Genomic DNA, 16,376 nt, shown 5'->3' with positions numbered 1-16,376 from the left:
CGCCGATTTCGGCGGTTTTTTCATGGCTGCTCACTGGACCAGAGCTGTCCCAGATTTTCCCTGAGGTAGTCCATGAACACCCGCACCTTGGGCGTCATGGCGAAGCGGTCAGCTACACACAGGTAGATGTCCATCGGCTCGGTCTGGGCATAGGCCTGGGCGGGCTGTGAGTATTCAAACAGTGCCACCAGCTGTCCTCGTTCGATCAAGGGCCGGGCAACAAAGTCCGCCAGGCGCGCGATCCCCCCATGGTTGACTGCCATCTGGGTGAGCACATCGATATCGTCGCTGATCAGCACATCAGCAAACTCGGCATCGAAACGTAAACCGTCGCGTACAAACCCCCAACGCAGGAAACGCCCATCCACCGGGTAGCGAAATACCAGGCAACGATGCTGCTTGAGCTGTTCCGGTGCGCCTGGCCATCCCGCCTGGGCCAGGTAGTCGGGTGAGGCGCAACAAATAAAGGGCACTTGCGCTATACGCCGCGCCAACAGGCCATCGTCCAGTTGCGGCTTGATGCGGATACTGACGTCGACCCCTTCCTGCACATGATTGACCCGACGATCATTCGTAACCAGTTCAATCGAAAGCTGCGGATAGCGTGCACTGAAGCCCGGAATCAACGGTGCCAGCACATGACGGCCGAATGCCGAGGACGAGGCGATGCACAGGCGCCCCTTCGGCTCGCATTCAGGTGTCGTGACCGCCAGGTGCGCCTGTTCGAGGTCACGCTCGATGTGCTTGACCTTCTCGTAATAGAGTGTGCCGTTGGGTGTTAACGCCATGCTGCGCGTGGTCCGCGACAACAGCCTCACCTGCAGATGAGCTTCCAGCCGGGCAATGTTCTGACTGACCGCCGCCGCACTCAACCCCAGGGTTCTGGCGCCACCGGCAATGCTGCCCGCTTCGACAACCTTGATAAAACTCTTGATCGAGCCCAGCAGATTCATACAGAACGGTCCGGTATTCGTAAGAATCTCTTTATAAAGACCTAAGCCAGACTCGTCTACCTGAACCCCTGTCACGATTGTTAGGCTTCGACCTCAACACCACACAAGGAACCCCCATGACGACACCGCATGCCGTCCGTAGCCGACGCAAACTCGGCGTTCGCGCCACCCCTTACGTCTTCGCCTTCTACATGTCAGCGATCATGGCGTTACTGATGTGTTTCGTGATCACTGCCGCCAACGCCGGCATCGACGCGAACTACCTGAGCAATGTGCTCAAGGCCTATCAGCTGGCCATGCCGGTGGCGTTTGCCTGCGTACTGGTGGTGCGCCCCATCGTGCTCAAACTGGTGGCCTGGACGGTTCACCCCGCCCAGTAACACGGCACTTCACGGCTGCGAGGCGATAGCCTTCTCGATAGCGGCCGTGAACTTGGGATCATCCGGTTTGGTCAGGCTGGGGAAACTGGCGATTACCTTACCTTGGCGATCGACTACATATTTGTAGAAGTTCCACTTGGGTGCGTTGGTTTGCTCGGCCAACCCCTTGAACAACGCAATGACATCGTCGCCACGTACCGGCTGCGGCTTGGTCATGGTGAAGGTGACACCGTAGTTGGCGTAGCAGACCTTGGCGGTCTTCTCGATGTCGGTGTCCTCCTGCTTGAAGTCGTTGGACGGTACTCCGAGCATTTCCAGGCCTTGCCCCTTGTACGTCTTGTAGACGCTTTCAAGCCCCTCGAACTGCGGGGCGAAACCGCAGTAGCTGGCGGTGTTGACCACCACCAGCGGCTTGCCGGCAAAACGCTCGCACAGGTCGATCTGCTCTTTGCCACGCAACTCCGGCAGGCTGCCCTGGTCTTTCAGCAGCGCCGGGCAGTCGGCTGCCTGCGCCGTTGCCGCCGCCATCAGGGTGAACAGTGGAACCAACATCCAGCGTGTGCGCATCATCGTCTCTCCTTTGAGCCTGAATACCGTATCCAGAATACGCTTAGCACACGCCCATGCCCAACTGCATCAACGCCAGGCCGCCCTCATGCCAGCCCCACCAGATCAGGGCCAGCAGTAGGAGCGCGGCCAAGGCCAGAAGCCCGCGCAGCGCCAACCGACTCATGCCGCTTGCGCCTGCAGGCGCGCTACAGGGCGCTCGCGCACCGGCCAGTTGAGGGCTGCGGCCAGCAGGCTGAGCAGGATCGAGATCTGCCAGACCAGGTCGTAGTTGCCGGTTTGGTCGTACACCACGCCGCCCAACCAGCCGCCCAGGAACGCACCCAGCTGGTGGAACAGGAACACAATGCCGCCAAGCATCGACAGGTTACGTACACCGAACAGGGTCGCCACCGTGCCGTTGGTCAGCGGCACTGTCGACAGCCACAGCAAGCCCATGGCGATGCCAAACAGGTAGGCACTGAATTGGGTGACTGGCGCCCACAGGAACAGCACGATCACTACTGCGCGCAACAGATAGAGCGCCGTCAGCAAACGCGGCTTGGACATCCGCCCGCCCAGCCAGCCGGCGGTGTAAGTGCCGACGATATTGAACAAACCCACCAGCGCCAGCACCGTGGTGCCAATGGTTGCCGGCAGGTGCTGGTCAACCAGATAGGCCGGCAGATGCACGCCGATAAACACCACCTGGAAACCACAGACGAAAAAGCCCAGCGACAGCAACCAGAACCCGGAATGCGAGCAGGCTTCACGCAGCGCCTGGCCCAGGCTTTGCTCGGTGCCATGGCTAGGCAGCGGCTGATCCTTCAGCAGGCCAACCAGCGGCACGATGAACGCCACCAGCAAGCCCAGCACCAGCAAGGCTGCCGACCAGCCAAGCCAGCCGATCAGGCCAAGGGTGCCCGGCAGCATGGCAAATTGCCCGAAAGAACCGGCAGCGCTGGCAATGCCCATGGCCATGCTGCGCTTCTCTGCGGGTACGGCACGACCGACCACGCCGAGGATGACCGAGAACGAGGTGCCGGACAGGCCAATGCCAATCAGCAGGCCAGCGCTCAACGACAGTGTCAGCGCCGAATCGGACATCCCCATCAACACCAGGCCTACGGCATAGAGGATGCCGCCGACCATCACCACTTTGGCCGCGCCGAGGCGGTCGGCCAGGGCGCCGGCGAAGGGTTGCGCCAGTCCCCAGATCAGGTTCTGCAAGGCAATAGCGAAGGCGAACACCTCCCGCCCCCAGCCAAAGTCCGCACTCATGGGGGCCAGAAACAGGCCGAAGCCATGCCGCACACCCAGCGAGAGGGCGAGGATCAATGCCGCCCCCAAGAGAATCCAACCACTGGTTCGCCATACCGATGTCATTATTGTTTTCTCCACAACGCCGCAAGGTTATACGGGTATATACCCGCTTTAAGTCGGATAAAGCTCAGGCAAGTAGCTCGAGCAGGCGTACCAGTTCATCGCGCTGCCCTTCACCGAGGGTATCGATCAAGCTTGTCTGGGCTTTTTCCCAGGCCGGCTCGGCCACCTGCAAACGCTCGCGGCCCTGATCGGTCAGCAGCACCAGCCGATTGCGCAGATCGCGGCCTTCGGCCAGCGCCACCAGCCCTTCGGCTTCCAGCACCCGCAGGTTACGTCCCAGGGTGCTGCGGTCCAGGCCCATGGCTTCGGCCAGGGTCGAAATACTCGGCTGGTCGAGACGACGCAAATGGCGCAGCAGAGAAAACTGCGCAACATTGATCCCAAAACCTTCGAGGGCCTCGTCATAGTGCCGGCTGACCCCACGGGCAGCACGACGCAGGTGGGTACAGATGCATTCACTGGTCAACATGATTACGTGTATATACCCGCATAATTCCCAGAGCAAGCATTTCCTGATCAGATTAAGGCTGCAGGCGCTTGCGAATCGGCTCGAACGCCGGCGTCACCTGGCGTTTGATCGGGTCCGCAAGCCCTTGCTCTATGGCCTGCCAATAGGCCCAGGGCACCTTGGCGCTGCCCAGCTCATAGTCCATGCCGTCCCAGCTATCCTCACGAAAGCTGTAAAACGCCCAGTGCAGTTTTGCCTGGTCAAGCGTCACCAGCACGTCCTCCAGGTACTGTCGGCAACCCGGCAAGCGGCGCATGCAACCGAACTCGCCGGCCACCAGACGGCGGGTAGGCACGTTATGCGTTTGCGCCCATTGCAAGGGGCTTTGCAAGTAAGCCTCGACCCTGGCGCGGTCCCATGTTTGCTGCTGACCGGCAAATTTCACCGACCCGGGGTAGGCGTAAGGCGTTACGCGGTTCATGTTCGGTGCGCTGGTGGCTTCGTAGGGTTCGTACATGTGAAAGCTGTAGAGCACGCGCGAATCCGCCAACGCACCCGGCCAGTAGGCAAAGGCATCGGCGCCGGCGTACCAGCCGGCGTCGACCATTACCGGCGTCAACGGGTCCACTTCGCGAATAGCTGCAATGATCTGCGCGTACAAGGCCGGCAGGTCACGGGCACTGCCCTGCTGCTGCTGATACCAGGTGCGCATGTCTGCCGCCGGCGCATGCTCGGCAAGCCCGCCCATTTTCTCCGGCGCCGGCTCGTTGATCAGGTTATAGGCGGCGATTGCCGGATGGTCCTTGAGCGCCGCAGCCAGATCGCGCCAGAACGCTGCCGATTGCGACCACCAAGCCTTGTCCTGCCACAGGCGGTCGTCGAAGCGGTCATGGTTGTTTTGCGCCCAGCGCATGCCTGGCAGAGAAAGCGGCGCAATGACTACCTTGAGGCCGGCGGCATGGGCAGCATCGAGAGTCTTGCGCAGTTGCAGCAGATCTTCGGCGACCAGCCCCTTGTAGCCATCAGCATCGCCCAGGAGAAAATCGCGACCGGCCGGCTGCCACTTGTCGTAAGACAGGCGCACCCAGGTCGCGCCATAGTCCTCGAGCGCCTGGAAGTACGCCTGATCAGGTGGCAGCCGATTGAAGCTGTTGCCACCGTAACGAGGGACATCCCAGAACTCGATCAGGTCGGCAGCCTTGGCGCTGCCAAACCAACAGAACAGGGCCAGCAGCCCGCCTTGCAGTAATCCCTTCATATGCCACCACCCCCGACAAAGAAGGCGCAGCATACGCCTTGCACTGCCAGGGGAAAGGGCCCCATGAATGCTGGAAATTACAGCGCCAGGCTGAGTAAAACCGTCAACTCCAGCAATTCCAGGAGCGCTCCCGCCGTGTCACCGGTTGTCCCGCCCAAGCGCCGAATCATCACGCGACGTAACCAGAAAAAAGCCACAGCCGTGACGACCAGAACATACAAACCTTGCAGACCCGCCAGAAACACGCACAAGACGCAGCTGGCCAGCAGCACCCATACCCCCGTCTGCCGTGGCAAGTGATCAGCCAGCGCCTGGCCCAACCCTCCTGCCCGTACATACGGCGTGGACAGAAACAGCCCCAGCATTGCCGCTCGGCCTAGTAACGGCGCGAGTATCAGCAACAGCCCCTGATCACGCTCCACCAGCACCAGCAATGCGCAGAATTTGAGCAGCAACACCAACACCAGGGTTACCACGGCAATCGGCCCGCTGCGCGGGTCTTTCATGATCTCCAGGGTTCGCTCGCGGTCGCCGAAACCGCCCAGCCAGGCATCGGCACTGTCGGCCAGGCCATCCAGATGCAGGCCACCACTGAGCAGTACCCAGGCGCTGAGCAGCAACGCTGTGTGCAGCAACAACGGACTGCCGTCGAGTACCGTGTTCAGCCCCCACAGCAACACGCCAAACAGCAGTCCCACCACCGGGTAGAACAGTAGCGAGCGGCCCATCTGTTCAGGTCTCGGCATCCCCGGCAGACGCACCGGCAAGCTGCTGAGAAACTGCAAGGCAATCCAGAACGCGAGCATCTCAGTGCACTTCCCGCAGGCTGCCGTCGGCCAGCACCTCAAGTCGGCACAAGGCGCCATGGCCGACTTCGACCTGCAGCAACTGCTCTCGAGGCAAACCTCTGGCCCGCGCCAGCAACAAACGCATCACGCCACCATGGGTGACCAGCAACAGGTGCTTGCCGGTGTGCTCCCGGTGCAAGTCGGCAATGGCTGTCAGCACCCGAGCGGAGAAGTCGATCACCGCCTCGCCGCCGGGTGGCGTGAAGGCATAGGGATCCGACCAGAACCGTCCCAGTTGCTGTTCATGGGTGAGCATCAGTTCGGCGGCACTGCACCCTTCCCACTCGCCAAAATGCAGCTCCTGTAACCCCGGCGCCAGTTGCAGTGGGAGGTGCAGTTGCTCACCCAGTGCCTGGGCAAAGCGTGCACAGCGTTGCAAGGGTGAACTGATCAGCGCCTGCCAAGGCCCAGCCCCCTCCACCGCCGCCTGCATCTGCCCCCAGCCCTTGGCTGTCAGCGCATCATCCAGGCTGCCGCGCAGGCCGCCACCGAGCTCGGTTTCGCCGTGACGCAGGAGGTCGATGATCATGCCGGACGGTCTGCCACAGCGGCTTCGGCGAAAGTCGCCATCTGCCCGTGCAGGGCACAGGCCAGACGCAAAACCGGCACCGCCAGTGCCGCTCCACTGCCCTCGCCCAGACGCAAACCGAGTTCCAGAACCGGCTCGGCATCCAGTTCGGCCAGCACCCGCCGGTGCCCGGGTTCGGCACCACAGTGACCGAACAACAGCCAGTCACGACAACCGGGATTGATCTTCACCGCGAGCAATGCCGCAACGGTGCAGATAAAGCCGTCAATCAATACGGCGACGCCGGCCTGGGCACACCCCAAGTAGGCACCGACCAAGGCGGCAATTTCAAACCCGCCAAAGCACAACAACGACTGCAACGGGTCCCCCGACAGGTCGCCATGCAGCGCCAACGCGCGCGCGATGACCTCAGCCTTGTGCTGAACGCCAGCGGCATCCAGCCCGGTACCCGGCCCGCTAAGCTCGCTGGCCGGACACTTGAGTAACGCGCATGCCAAGGCACTGGCGGCGGTGGTATTGCCGATGCCCATCTCGCCGCCAATAAACAGCTGGGCACCACTGGCCGCCGCACGCAAGGCACTCTCACGCCCGCCTTGGAGCGCTTGCAACCCTTGCTCACGGGTCATTGCCGGGGCCAGGGCAAAGTTCGCCGTGCCCGGCCCCACGCGCAGGTGACGCACCCCTGGCAGGTTCAAGTGCGGATCGACGGTACCGAGGTCTACTACCTCCAGCTGCGCATTCAACTGACGCGCCAGCACGCTGATTGCCGCACCACCGCCGACAAAGTTCTGCAGCATCTGCCCGGTCACGGCCTGGGGATAGGCCGAGATACCTTCAGCGACCACACCATGATCGCCGGCGAAGATCGCGATACTGACCTGGTCCAGGCAGGGTTTGAGTTGCCCCTGCAAGCCAGCAAGCTGCACCGCGACCAGTTCCAGCCGCCCCAGCGAGCCAGCCGGCTTGGTCAATTGCAGTTGACGCGCCAGGGCCTGCTCGCAGGCAGCCAGATCAACGACGCGGCAGGCATCAAGCCACCAGTTCTGAGTCATGGTGCAGTTCCTTTCAGGGTAAGGGGCAGGCCGGCGACGGTGAGCACCACGCGGTGGCAACGCTCGGCAATCGCCTGATGCAACCAGCCGGCTTCATCGACGTAGCGGCGGGTCAGCTCACCCAGCGGCACCACGCCCAGGCCAGTCTCGTTGCTGACCAGAATGATCTCGCCGGGCAACTCGGCCAGGCACTCGAGCAACGCGGTACGCTCGGCCAGCAGTCGCTCGGGGTTGTCCAGCATCAGCAGGTTGGTCAGCCACAGAGTCAGGCAGTCCACCAACAGGCAACGCTCGGCGCTGGCATTGACGCGCAGGACCTGCGCCAGGGCCAGCGGTTCTTCAACCAGCCCCCAGGTGGACGGTCGGCGCTCACGGTGCAGTTGCACCCGGGCATTCATTTCACCATCCAGCGGTTCGCTGGTAGCGATGTAGGTAACGGCCAAGCCACTGCGCTCGGCCAGCTGTTCGGCCAGGCGGCTCTTGCCGGAGCGGGCGCCACCGAGAATCAGGTTGAGCATGTCAGTTCAGTCCGCACAGTTGACGTAGACGCGTGGTATCCAGGTGCTGCTCGACCAGGTCAGCCAGGCGCTCGATATCGCGTTCGCGCAGCGCCTGGTAATCGACGTGTTCGACCTCGTGCAAGCCCGCCCAGCGCAACAGCGCCGCGCAGGATTGCGGGCTTTCGAACAGGCCATGCAGGTAAGTGGCGAGGATCTGTCCGTCGGCACTGATCGCACCGTCACTGCGCCCCTCTGCCAACTGCACCGCAGGACGCTGCAGCGCCGCGCCTTGTGTGACGCCGGCATGGATTTCATAGCCGCTGATCGGCGCCTGCTCCAGCTGCAAGGTACCGGCGACGTTGCGCAGCTGCTTATGCGCCTCCAGTACGGTGACGAAGTCGAGCAGGCCTAACCCATCACTGCTGCCAGCCTCCCCTTCCAGTCCCAGTGGATCGTCCACCCGCTGACCGAGCATCTGCAGACCGCCGCAGATACCCAGCACCTTGCCGCCATAGCGTAGATGGCGACTGATGGCCTGGTCCCAGCCACGGGCACGCAACTGCGCCAGATCGCCGCGCACGCTTTTGGAGCCCGGCAGGATGATCAGGTCCGCGGGCGGAATGGGATCGCCAGGGCCGATGAACTGCAGGTCGACTTGTGGGTGCAGGCGCAGCGGGTCGAAATCAGTGTGATTGCTGATGCGCGGCAGCACCGGCACGATCACTTTGAGTGCACGCGCGGCCTTGTCACCCTGGCGCTGGTCGATGCCGTCTTCGGCTTCCAGGTGCAGATCCATCACATAGGGCAGCACGCCCAACACCGGCTTGCCGGTGCGCGCCTCAAGCCAGTCCAGGCCTGGCTGCAGCAAGGCGATGTCACCGCGAAAGCGGTTGATGACAAAGCCTTTGACCCGCGCCTGTTCGCTGGTCGAGAGCAATTCCAGGGTACCGACCAGATGGGCGAACACCCCACCACGGTTGATGTCGGCAATCAGGATCACCGGACAGTCCACCGCTTCGGCAAAGCCCATGTTGGCGATATCACCGGCACGCAGGTTGATCTCCGCAGGTGAGCCCGCGCCCTCGACCATCACCACCGGGTACTGCGTACGCAAGCGCTGGTGTGAATCCAGTACCGCCTGCATGGCGATGACCTTGTAATCGTGATACGCCACGGCGTTCATGCTGGTAACCGCACGGCCATGGACGATCACTTGGGCACCGGTGTCGCTGTTGGGCTTGAGCAGCACCGGGTTCATGTCGGTATGCGGCGCCAGCCCGGCCGCCTGCGCCTGCACAGCCTGGGCCCGGCCGATTTCGCCGCCGTCTGCGGTCACGGCACTGTTGAGCGCCATGTTCTGCGGTTTGAACGGCACCACCGCGACGCCCTGGCGCAACAGCCAGCGACACAGCGCGGTAACCAGCGTGCTCTTGCCGGCATCGGAGGTGGTGCCCTGCACCATCAGGGTACTCATGACTGCTCCTTGCGGTAATCGTTGAAAGCCTGTTGCAGGCGCTGAAAATCCGCTGCTGTGGCCGGCAGGCCGAAGCGCAGGCTGGCGGGCTGGTTGAACAGACGCAGCAAAATGCCCCGTTGGGCCATGAACTCATGCAACTGCTCAGCCTGATCGGTGACCAGATACTGAAACAGATCGCAGCCACCGTCAGGACTAAAGCCCGCAGCGCTGATCAAGGTTTCCAACTGCCGGCTGGCCGCCGCGCAACGAGCAATCTGACGCTGGTGGGCGGCGCTGTCGAGCAGGCAGGCCTGACCCAGAATCCGTGTGGGCCCGCTGACGGTCCAGGGCCCCAGCAGTTCGGCCAGGCGCTGCAACAATTCAGGCTCAGCCAGGACAAAGCCCAGCCGTACACCCGCCAGGCCAAAGAATTTCCCAAACGAGCGCAGCACGATCAGGCCCGGGCGTTCGGCATGGGCGCCAATGCTGTACTGCGGGGTGTTGTCCATAAAGGCTTCGTCGACCAGCAACCAGCCGCCGCGCCGCGCCAGGCGGGCATGCCAGTCCAGCAACTGCTCAGCCTTGAGCAAACAGCCGGTGGGATTATTCGGGTTGACCACGACCAGCACATCGAGGCTGTCGAGCAGGTCGTCGACGTGCTCGCCCTGCAACTCCAGCACCTGATGCCCAGCACGCCGCCAGCCCTCGGCATGTTCGGCGTAACACGGCGACAGTACGCCCACCGTGCCGCGTGCGCGCAGGTGCGGCAAAGCCTGGATCGCGGCCTGTGAGCCCGCTACCGGTAGTACTTGCTTGACCCGGTAATACTCGGCTGCAGCCTGCTCCAGACCGTCGTCGGTTTCCGGCAAGCGCGCCCAGGCACGCAGCGGAATCTCCGGAATGTCATAGGACCAGGGCGCAATGCCGCTGGACAGGTCCAGCCAGTGTTCCCGGGCAATACCGTAGTGTTGCACTGCGCGCTGCAGGCGCCCACCGTGCTCAAGCATAGAATTCAGCTCCCAGACACAACAGCAGCAACCACAACCACACGCCCTGGCACACCAGGCGCCAGCCACGTTCAATCGCATCGGCATCCGCCACCGGGCCTTCGCCCAGTTGCGCACGTTCATGCAGTTCACCGTGATACACCGCCGGGCCACCCAGCTCCACGCCCAGCGCACCGGCACCAGCCGCCATCACCGGACCGGCATTGGGGCTGTCCCACAGCGGTGCCTGGCGGCGCCAGCACGACAGGGCCAGACGGGTCTTGCCAAGCAACGCGTAGGTCAGCGCCACCAGCCGGGCAGGAATGTAGTTGAGCAGGTCGTCGATCCGCGCAGCCGCCCAGCCGAAGCGCTCGAAGCGTTCATTGCGGTAGCCCCACATCGCATCCAGGGTATTGCTCAGGCGATAGAGCACGACACCCGGCGCCCCGGCCACGACAAACCAGAACAGTGCGGCGAATACCGCATCGCTGCCGTTTTCCAGCACCGACTCGGTGGCCGCGCGAGCCACGGCAGTGTCGTCCAGCTCGCGGGTTTCGCGGCTGACCAGAAAGCCCACGCGACGGCGCGCTTCGTCCAGGTCACCGCGACGCAAGGCGTCGGCCACCGGGGTCACGTGCTCGCCCAGGCTGCGCAAACCCAAGGCGCAATACAGGGCCAGCACTTCCACCAACCAGCCGATATAGGGCAGCCAGGACAGCAAGGTAGCCAATAAGGTCAGAGGAATCACCGCCAGGAACCAGGCCGTCACACCATGGCTGCGCCAGCCACGGCCCGCCGCATTGAAGCGCTGCTCCAGGCGCCCGGCCAGACGGCCGAAGGCAACCAGCGGATGCCGGCGCTGGGGCTCCCCCAACAGTGCATCCAGCGCAACTCCGGCAACGGTCAGCAACGCCACACTCATCAAGACTCTCCCCACTGATTTTCAAACAGCATGTCGCTTAACGGCCGCGCCGTGGTCCAGCCCTCCAGCACCAGCATCGGTGCCGGGTAGAACGCCTGCACCGGGCCCAGGCAGAGAATCGCCAGCGGCTTGGCGCCACTCGGCATACCCAGCAGCTCGGCCAGCGCCTGGGGTTCGAACAATGAAACCCAGCCCATGCCCAAACCTTCGGCGCGCGCCGCCAGCCAGAGGTTCTGGATGGCACACGACAACGAGGCCAGGTCCATCTCCGGCAAAGTACGGCGACCGAAAATGTGTTTCTCGCGGTCGTCCATCAAGGCCGCCACCAGCACTTCGGCGCAGTCGCTGATACCTTCGACCTTGAGCTTCATGAATTCATCCGAGCGCTCGCCCAGGGCTTCGGCGGTACGCACGCGCTCCGCTTCCACCAACCCCTGGATGCGCTGGCGCAGATCGCGATCGGTGATGCGGATAAAGCGCCAGGGCTGCATCAGACCGACGCTGGGCGCCTGATGCGCCGCTTGAAGCAGGCGCGCCAGCAGTTCGGGCGCTACCTCGCCTTTGATGAAGTGGCGCATGTCGCGCCGCTCGCCGATGGCCCGGTAAACCGCCGCGCGCTCGGCCTCGCTGAAAGCCTGGTCGCTCATGATGCCAACAGCGCCGCCGCCGCTTGCGGGTTGGAGGCGAAGTAGAAATGCACGTAGGACGCCGTCAGTCGTCCGCTGCGGTAGACCGCCTCAGCGCCACGGCCACCGTTGGGGCTGTGTCCGCGGGCAATCGGCTGCAGTGCAGTCGTGGTCAGCGAGTGGTGGTAGGTGTGCCCGCGCAAGGTGCCCTCGGGCAGCTCGACGGCTTGCAGCGCCAAGGCTGCCAGGCGCTTCTGCATTACCGCCTCGCCCTCCAGCAATCCCAGTAACTCGGCACGCGCCCCGGCGACATCGGTGAGGGCATCGAGCAGGTAGAGCATGCCGCCACATTCGGCGAGCAACGGCTTGCCCGCCTGATGATGGCTGCGGATCGCGGTAAGCATCGAATCATTGGCAGCCAGCGCCTGGTGATGCAGTTCCGGATAGCCACCCGGCAGGTAGAGACTGTCAGCCTGTGGCAGCACCTGGTCATGCAGCGGCGAAAAGAACTTCAGCTCGGCGCCCATGGCCCGCAGCAGGTCGAGGTTGGCGCCATAGGTGAAGGCGAAGGCTTCATCCCGGGCCACGGCGATCGTCACCCCGTCGAGCAAGGGCTCGATGGCTTGCGGGGTCGGTGCTGCGAAAGCCACTGCCGGAGGCAAGGACGACTCACAACTGGCACCCAGGGCTGCTGCCGCGGCGTCCAGGCGAGCATCCAGATCATTGAGTTCGCTGGCCTGGACCAGACCCAGATGCCGGCTCGGCAATTCGATCCCGGTCTCCCGCGACAGGCCGCCGTACCAGCGCAGCCCCTCGGTCAGGCTACCTTCAAGCAACTGGGCGTGACGCAGGGTGCCGACCCGGTTGGCCAGCACCCCGGCAAAAGGCAGGTCCGGCTGATAACGCGCCAGGCCCAGGGCCAGGGCGCCGAAGGTCTGGGCCATTGCAGTGCCGTCGATCACCGCCAGCACCGGCACGTTGAAGTGACGCGCCAGATCGGCGCTCGACGGCGTACCGTCGAACAGGCCCATGACCCCTTCGATCAGGATCAGATCAGCATCACCCGCGGCTTCCCAGAGCAGCCGCCGGCTTTCCTGTTCACCGACCATCCACAGGTCAAGCTGGTACACCGGGGCACCGCTGGCCCGTTCGAGAATCATCGGGTCAAGAAAGTCAGGGCCGCATTTGAACACCCGCACCTTGCGCCCAAGATTGCGGTGCAGCCGCGCCAGCGCGGCGGTCACGGTGGTCTTGCCCTGGCCCGAGGCCGGGGCGGCAATCAGCACCGCCGGACAGTGGCGCGTGTCACTCATAGCTCAACGCCCTTCTGGGCACGGATGCCGGCCTGGAAGGCGTGTTTGATCATGCCCATCTCAGTGACGGTGTCGGCCAGTTCGATCATTTCATCCTTGGCCCCGCGACCGGTGACCACCACATGCTGCATCGGTGGACGCGCCTGCAGGTCGCTGAGCACTTGTTCGAGGTCGAGATAGCCGTGCTTGAGGGCAATGTTCAGTTCATCGAGCACCACAAAGGTGATCGTCGGGTCTTGCAGTAACTGGCGCGAGACCGCCCAGGCGGCCTCTGCCGCGGCGATGTCACGCTGGCGGTCCTGGGTTTCCCAGGTGAAGCCCTCGCCCATCACGTGATAGCGCACCTGCTCGGGAAAGCGCCGGAAGAACAACTCTTCACCCGTGCTGTTGCGGCCTTTGATGAACTGCACCACGCCGCACTGCATACCATGGCCCATAGCCCGGGCGAGCATGCCGAAGGCCGAACTGCTCTTGCCCTTGCCGTTGCCGCTGAGCACCAGCAGCAAGCCGCATTCGTTGGGGGCGTTGGCAATACGCTCGTCGATTACCGCCTTCTTGCGCAGCATACGTGCCAGGTGGCGTTCGTCACGCTCAGTGGATTCAGTCATCGAAGTCTCCGCATAGCCCTGTCAATCCGTTCGCAACGAGCCTAGCAGCACAGGGCTGCACAGCGTTCGCGGCAAAGAGATGGCAACAGATGAATGGATAAGGCAGACGGAGAAACGCGCAGGGCTGCGGCACAGGCCGAAGGGTACGCGCATCACCCTCCGTGATGCCGTTGGCTGTTACAGGCCGGTCTCCGGGCTTGTGAGCGGGGCCATGAACACCCAGGGTCGCGCGCCTTCCCGGGTGCGATCACCCAGTGGCCGTGCGCAGCCTTGACTCACCTACCGTTGCGGGGGCAGCGCCGGACTCGCACGCGATTGCGCGCCCACCGGCTTCCCTGTTTCACCCTGCCAGGCCACAGCCCACAGAGCACCTGAAACAAGTCGCGAAGGTTAGAGGGTTGCATCCGGAGCGTCAATGAAAGGCGCAGCACTGGCCTGGATCAATGGCGTCTTTGTCATCTTGTGCCACCCTGACAACAGTGATATCAAATAGCCATATTTTGGCTATCTCGATTACAACTATAAAGGAGAGAGCGGCATGCAAGGTCTGATCATTAATAACCCGCGCCTGGAATTCCTGCGCCCGGCCCTGGAACGCTGGGTCGAATGCATCGACCGCTGCAACCAGACTCTGGGCGACGGTGAGGCCCCTTACTGGCACGGCGCCCAAGCGAACCTCGGCGTGCTCTCGGCCGCGGCCTGGCAAGCCGAGCTGATCACCTTGCAACATCACCAGAGCAAAAAGCAGCGTGACGAAGGTGAGCGTGAAGGTTACTGCGACCTGTATATCGCCAACCGCGAAGAAGCCGCTTACCTGCAAGCCAGCCAGCGCTGGCCGCGCATAGCCCGCCTGGACCTGCACAACGCCCTGCAGGAAACCGTGTTTGCCGCGCGCCAGGTGGCTGCCCCCAGCCAGCTCAAGGTCGCCGCCCTGTTTGCCAGCCCCTGGAAGGCCGGACAACACGCCAGCCCCGAAGAACTCCAGGACCTGGTTGACGACCTGCAAAAACACACCGCCTGTGCCATTGCCTGGTATTTCCCTTATGCCTACCGCAAGCTGCACAACGAAGCCGGACAGTACCATCCGGGGGTCGCACTGCTGCTCAAGCAGGCCTGAGCAACGGAACCTCGCGCATGTTGCGCGCCTCTACTTTCAACAGAGGCCAACTTTGCGAGGGCAACGCCATGCACATGACCCGGAAAGCCTTGCTGCTGGCAGTGGCTGCAGCCGTGAGCGGCTGCGGCGAGACCGCCCGCCTGGAGGTCAGTGATGGATTCGGGCCATCGCCACAACTACCCGAGCCGAACAAGACCCTGATCCCCACCGTCAACATCGCCCCGGCCATCGGCTGGCCTCAAGGCGTGAAGCCGGTGGCCGCGCCCGGTACCCGGGTGACCGCTTTCGCCGAAGGCCTGGATCACCCGCGCTGGCTGTATGTCCTGCCCAATGGCGATGTTCTGGTGGCAGAAACCAACGCCCCGCCCAAGCCCGAGGACGGCAAGGGCATTCGTGGCTGGGTGATGGGCAAGGTGATGAGCCGCGCCGGTGCCGGCGTGCCCAGCGCCAACCGCATCAGCCTGCTGCGCGACAGCGACAATGATGGCGTGGCCGAAACCCGCACGACCTTTATCGAAAACCTCAATTCCCCGTTTGGCATGACCCTGGTCGGCAACGATTTCTATGTGGCCGACACCGACCGCCTCCTACGCTTTCGGTACCAGCCCGGGGCTACTGCGATTACCTCGCCTGGCACACTGGTGGCCGAACTACCCGGTGGCCCGCTGAACCATCACTGGACCAAGAACGTCATCGCCAGCCGCGACGGCAAAAAGCTCTACGTTACCGTCGGCTCCAACAGCAATGTCGGTGAGAACGGCATGGACCAGGAAAAAGGCCGCGCCGCCATCTGGGAAGTCGATCCGGCCAACGGCCAGAAGCGCCTGTTTGCCACGGGCCTGCGCAATCCCAATGGCATGGCCTGGGAGCCGCATAGTGGACAATTGTGGACCGCAGTCAACGAACGGGACGAGATCGGCAGCGATCTGGTGCCCGACTACATCACCTCGGTCAAGGACGGTGGATTCTACGGTTGGCCCTACAGCTATTACGGCCAGCACGTCGATGAACGGGTCAGCCCGCAGGATCCGCAACTGGTCGCCAAAGCCATTGCGCCTGATTACGCCGTAGGGCCGCACACCGCCTCACTGGGTCTGACCTTTGCTGAGCCCGGCGTATTGCCGCCACCCTTTGAGCAAGGTGCATTCATTGGTCAGCACGGTTCCTGGAACCGCAAGCCGCACAGTGGCTACAAAGTGATCTTCGTGCCATTCAGCACCGCCGGTAAACCGGCCGGCAAGCCGATCGACCTGCTGACAGGCTTTCTCAATGACGAAGGCAAGGCCATGGGGCGGCCGGTGGGGGTGATCAACGATCAACGCGGTGGTGTGCTGGTGGCCGATGATGTCGGCAACAAGATCTGGCGGGTGAGTAAAGCCCAGTAACCGCATCGGGGGGGGGGGGAAGGGAGCGCGATAAAAGAAATGGGACGAGGAGGGGGATGATAA

Annotated in this window: 19 protein-coding genes and 1 riboswitch; of the genes, 3 read left to right on the top strand and 16 right to left on the bottom strand. The window is 63.2% G+C overall.

The annotated features are described in order from the left end of the window. Positions 1-20: 20 nt before the first annotated feature. Positions 21-953: a LysR family transcriptional regulator gene (locus ACO6VD_RS00310; protein ID WP_422416233.1), complete on the bottom strand. Its 933-nt coding sequence runs from the start codon at positions 951-953 to the stop codon at positions 21-23. A 116-nt stretch (positions 954-1,069) separates the two neighbouring features. On the opposite strand from ACO6VD_RS00310, the gene ACO6VD_RS00305 reads away from it, so the two are divergent. Further along, positions 1,070-1,333, top strand: coding sequence for a DUF2798 domain-containing protein (locus ACO6VD_RS00305; RefSeq protein WP_422416231.1), 264 nt, complete (start codon positions 1,070-1,072; stop codon positions 1,331-1,333). A 9-nt stretch (positions 1,334-1,342) separates the two neighbouring features. Here the strand turns inward: ACO6VD_RS00305 and ACO6VD_RS00300 are convergent, their stop codons facing one another. From ACO6VD_RS00300 to cobO, 15 genes are all read right to left on the bottom strand, one after another. Further along, a complete protein-coding gene (locus ACO6VD_RS00300; protein WP_422416257.1) occupies positions 1,343-1,900 on the bottom strand; it encodes a glutathione peroxidase in 558 nt (185 codons plus the stop codon). A gap of 43 nt (positions 1,901-1,943) precedes the next feature. Beyond that, the gene (locus ACO6VD_RS00295) at positions 1,944-2,066 is read right to left on the bottom strand and encodes a hypothetical protein (RefSeq protein ID WP_422416229.1); all 123 of its coding nucleotides are present in this window, start codon (positions 2,064-2,066) and stop codon (positions 1,944-1,946) included. After that, a complete protein-coding gene (locus ACO6VD_RS00290; RefSeq protein WP_422416227.1) occupies positions 2,063-3,265 on the bottom strand; it encodes an MFS transporter in 1,203 nt (400 codons plus the stop codon). Before ACO6VD_RS00290 ends, ACO6VD_RS00295 begins: the two co-directional genes overlap by 4 nt. 64 nt (positions 3,266-3,329) lie before the next feature. Further along, the gene (locus ACO6VD_RS00285; protein ID WP_400173410.1) at positions 3,330-3,734 is read right to left on the bottom strand and encodes a MarR family winged helix-turn-helix transcriptional regulator; all 405 of its coding nucleotides are present in this window, start codon (positions 3,732-3,734) and stop codon (positions 3,330-3,332) included. 52 nt (positions 3,735-3,786) lie between these two features. Continuing rightward, the gene (locus tag ACO6VD_RS00280) at positions 3,787-4,899 is read right to left on the bottom strand and encodes a glycoside hydrolase family 5 protein (RefSeq protein WP_422416256.1); all 1,113 of its coding nucleotides are present in this window, start codon (positions 4,897-4,899) and stop codon (positions 3,787-3,789) included. Between the two features lie 149 nt (positions 4,900-5,048). Continuing rightward, positions 5,049-5,777, bottom strand: coding sequence for an adenosylcobinamide-GDP ribazoletransferase (locus ACO6VD_RS00275; protein ID WP_422416225.1), 729 nt, complete (start codon positions 5,775-5,777; stop codon positions 5,049-5,051). Between the two features lies 1 nt (position 5,778). Next, positions 5,779-6,348 carry an alpha-ribazole phosphatase family protein gene (cobC, locus tag ACO6VD_RS00270; protein ID WP_422416224.1) on the bottom strand — a complete coding sequence of 190 codons (570 nt, stop codon included), beginning with the start codon at positions 6,346-6,348 and terminating at the stop codon, positions 5,779-5,781. Beyond that, positions 6,345-7,400: a nicotinate-nucleotide--dimethylbenzimidazole phosphoribosyltransferase gene (cobT, locus tag ACO6VD_RS00265; protein WP_422416222.1), complete on the bottom strand. Its 1,056-nt coding sequence runs from the start codon at positions 7,398-7,400 to the stop codon at positions 6,345-6,347. Before cobT ends, cobC begins: the two co-directional genes overlap by 4 nt. After that, the gene (gene cobU / locus ACO6VD_RS00260; RefSeq protein ID WP_422416220.1) at positions 7,397-7,918 is read right to left on the bottom strand and encodes a bifunctional adenosylcobinamide kinase/adenosylcobinamide-phosphate guanylyltransferase; all 522 of its coding nucleotides are present in this window, start codon (positions 7,916-7,918) and stop codon (positions 7,397-7,399) included. Before cobU ends, cobT begins: the two co-directional genes overlap by 4 nt. Position 7,919: 1 nt before the next feature. Continuing rightward, the gene (locus tag ACO6VD_RS00255; protein ID WP_422416219.1) at positions 7,920-9,374 is read right to left on the bottom strand and encodes a cobyric acid synthase; all 1,455 of its coding nucleotides are present in this window, start codon (positions 9,372-9,374) and stop codon (positions 7,920-7,922) included. Then, complete coding sequence (gene cobD / locus ACO6VD_RS00250) at positions 9,371-10,363, bottom strand: threonine-phosphate decarboxylase CobD (RefSeq protein WP_422416218.1); 993 nt, start codon at positions 10,361-10,363, stop codon at positions 9,371-9,373. The genes ACO6VD_RS00255 and cobD overlap by 4 nt, the downstream gene beginning before the upstream one ends. Next, complete coding sequence (cbiB, locus tag ACO6VD_RS00245) at positions 10,356-11,264, bottom strand: adenosylcobinamide-phosphate synthase CbiB (protein WP_400173417.1); 909 nt, start codon at positions 11,262-11,264, stop codon at positions 10,356-10,358. Before cbiB ends, cobD begins: the two co-directional genes overlap by 8 nt. Continuing rightward, entirely contained in the window at positions 11,264-11,911 is a 648-nt protein-coding gene (gene bluB / locus ACO6VD_RS00240; protein WP_400173418.1) for a 5,6-dimethylbenzimidazole synthase, read from the bottom strand. Before bluB ends, cbiB begins: the two co-directional genes overlap by 1 nt. Continuing rightward, positions 11,908-13,203 carry a cobyrinate a,c-diamide synthase gene (locus tag ACO6VD_RS00235; RefSeq protein WP_422416215.1) on the bottom strand — a complete coding sequence of 432 codons (1,296 nt, stop codon included), beginning with the start codon at positions 13,201-13,203 and terminating at the stop codon, positions 11,908-11,910. Before ACO6VD_RS00235 ends, bluB begins: the two co-directional genes overlap by 4 nt. Then, complete coding sequence (gene cobO, locus ACO6VD_RS00230; RefSeq protein WP_400173420.1) at positions 13,200-13,811, bottom strand: cob(I)yrinic acid a,c-diamide adenosyltransferase; 612 nt, start codon at positions 13,809-13,811, stop codon at positions 13,200-13,202. Before cobO ends, ACO6VD_RS00235 begins: the two co-directional genes overlap by 4 nt. 165 nt (positions 13,812-13,976) lie before the next feature. Then, positions 13,977-14,201: riboswitch (cobalamin riboswitch) on the bottom strand. 148 nt (positions 14,202-14,349) lie between these two features. Here cobO and ACO6VD_RS00225 point away from each other — a divergent pair. Further along, on the top strand, positions 14,350-14,928 hold the full coding sequence (locus ACO6VD_RS00225) for a hypothetical protein (protein ID WP_422416213.1): 579 nt from the start codon (positions 14,350-14,352) through the stop codon (positions 14,926-14,928). Positions 14,929-14,996: 68 nt separating this feature from the next. Further along, entirely contained in the window at positions 14,997-16,313 is a 1,317-nt protein-coding gene (locus tag ACO6VD_RS00220; RefSeq protein ID WP_422416212.1) for a PQQ-dependent sugar dehydrogenase, read from the top strand. The last annotated feature ends 63 nt before the right edge of the window (positions 16,314-16,376 follow it).

Source organism: Pseudomonas sp. GZD-222 (assembly GCF_049310525.1).
In the GTDB taxonomy this organism is placed as follows: domain Bacteria; phylum Pseudomonadota; class Gammaproteobacteria; order Pseudomonadales; family Pseudomonadaceae; genus Aquipseudomonas.
The sequence above is the reverse complement of the archived record's forward strand: the minus strand, read 5'-3'. Positions and strand labels throughout refer to the sequence as shown.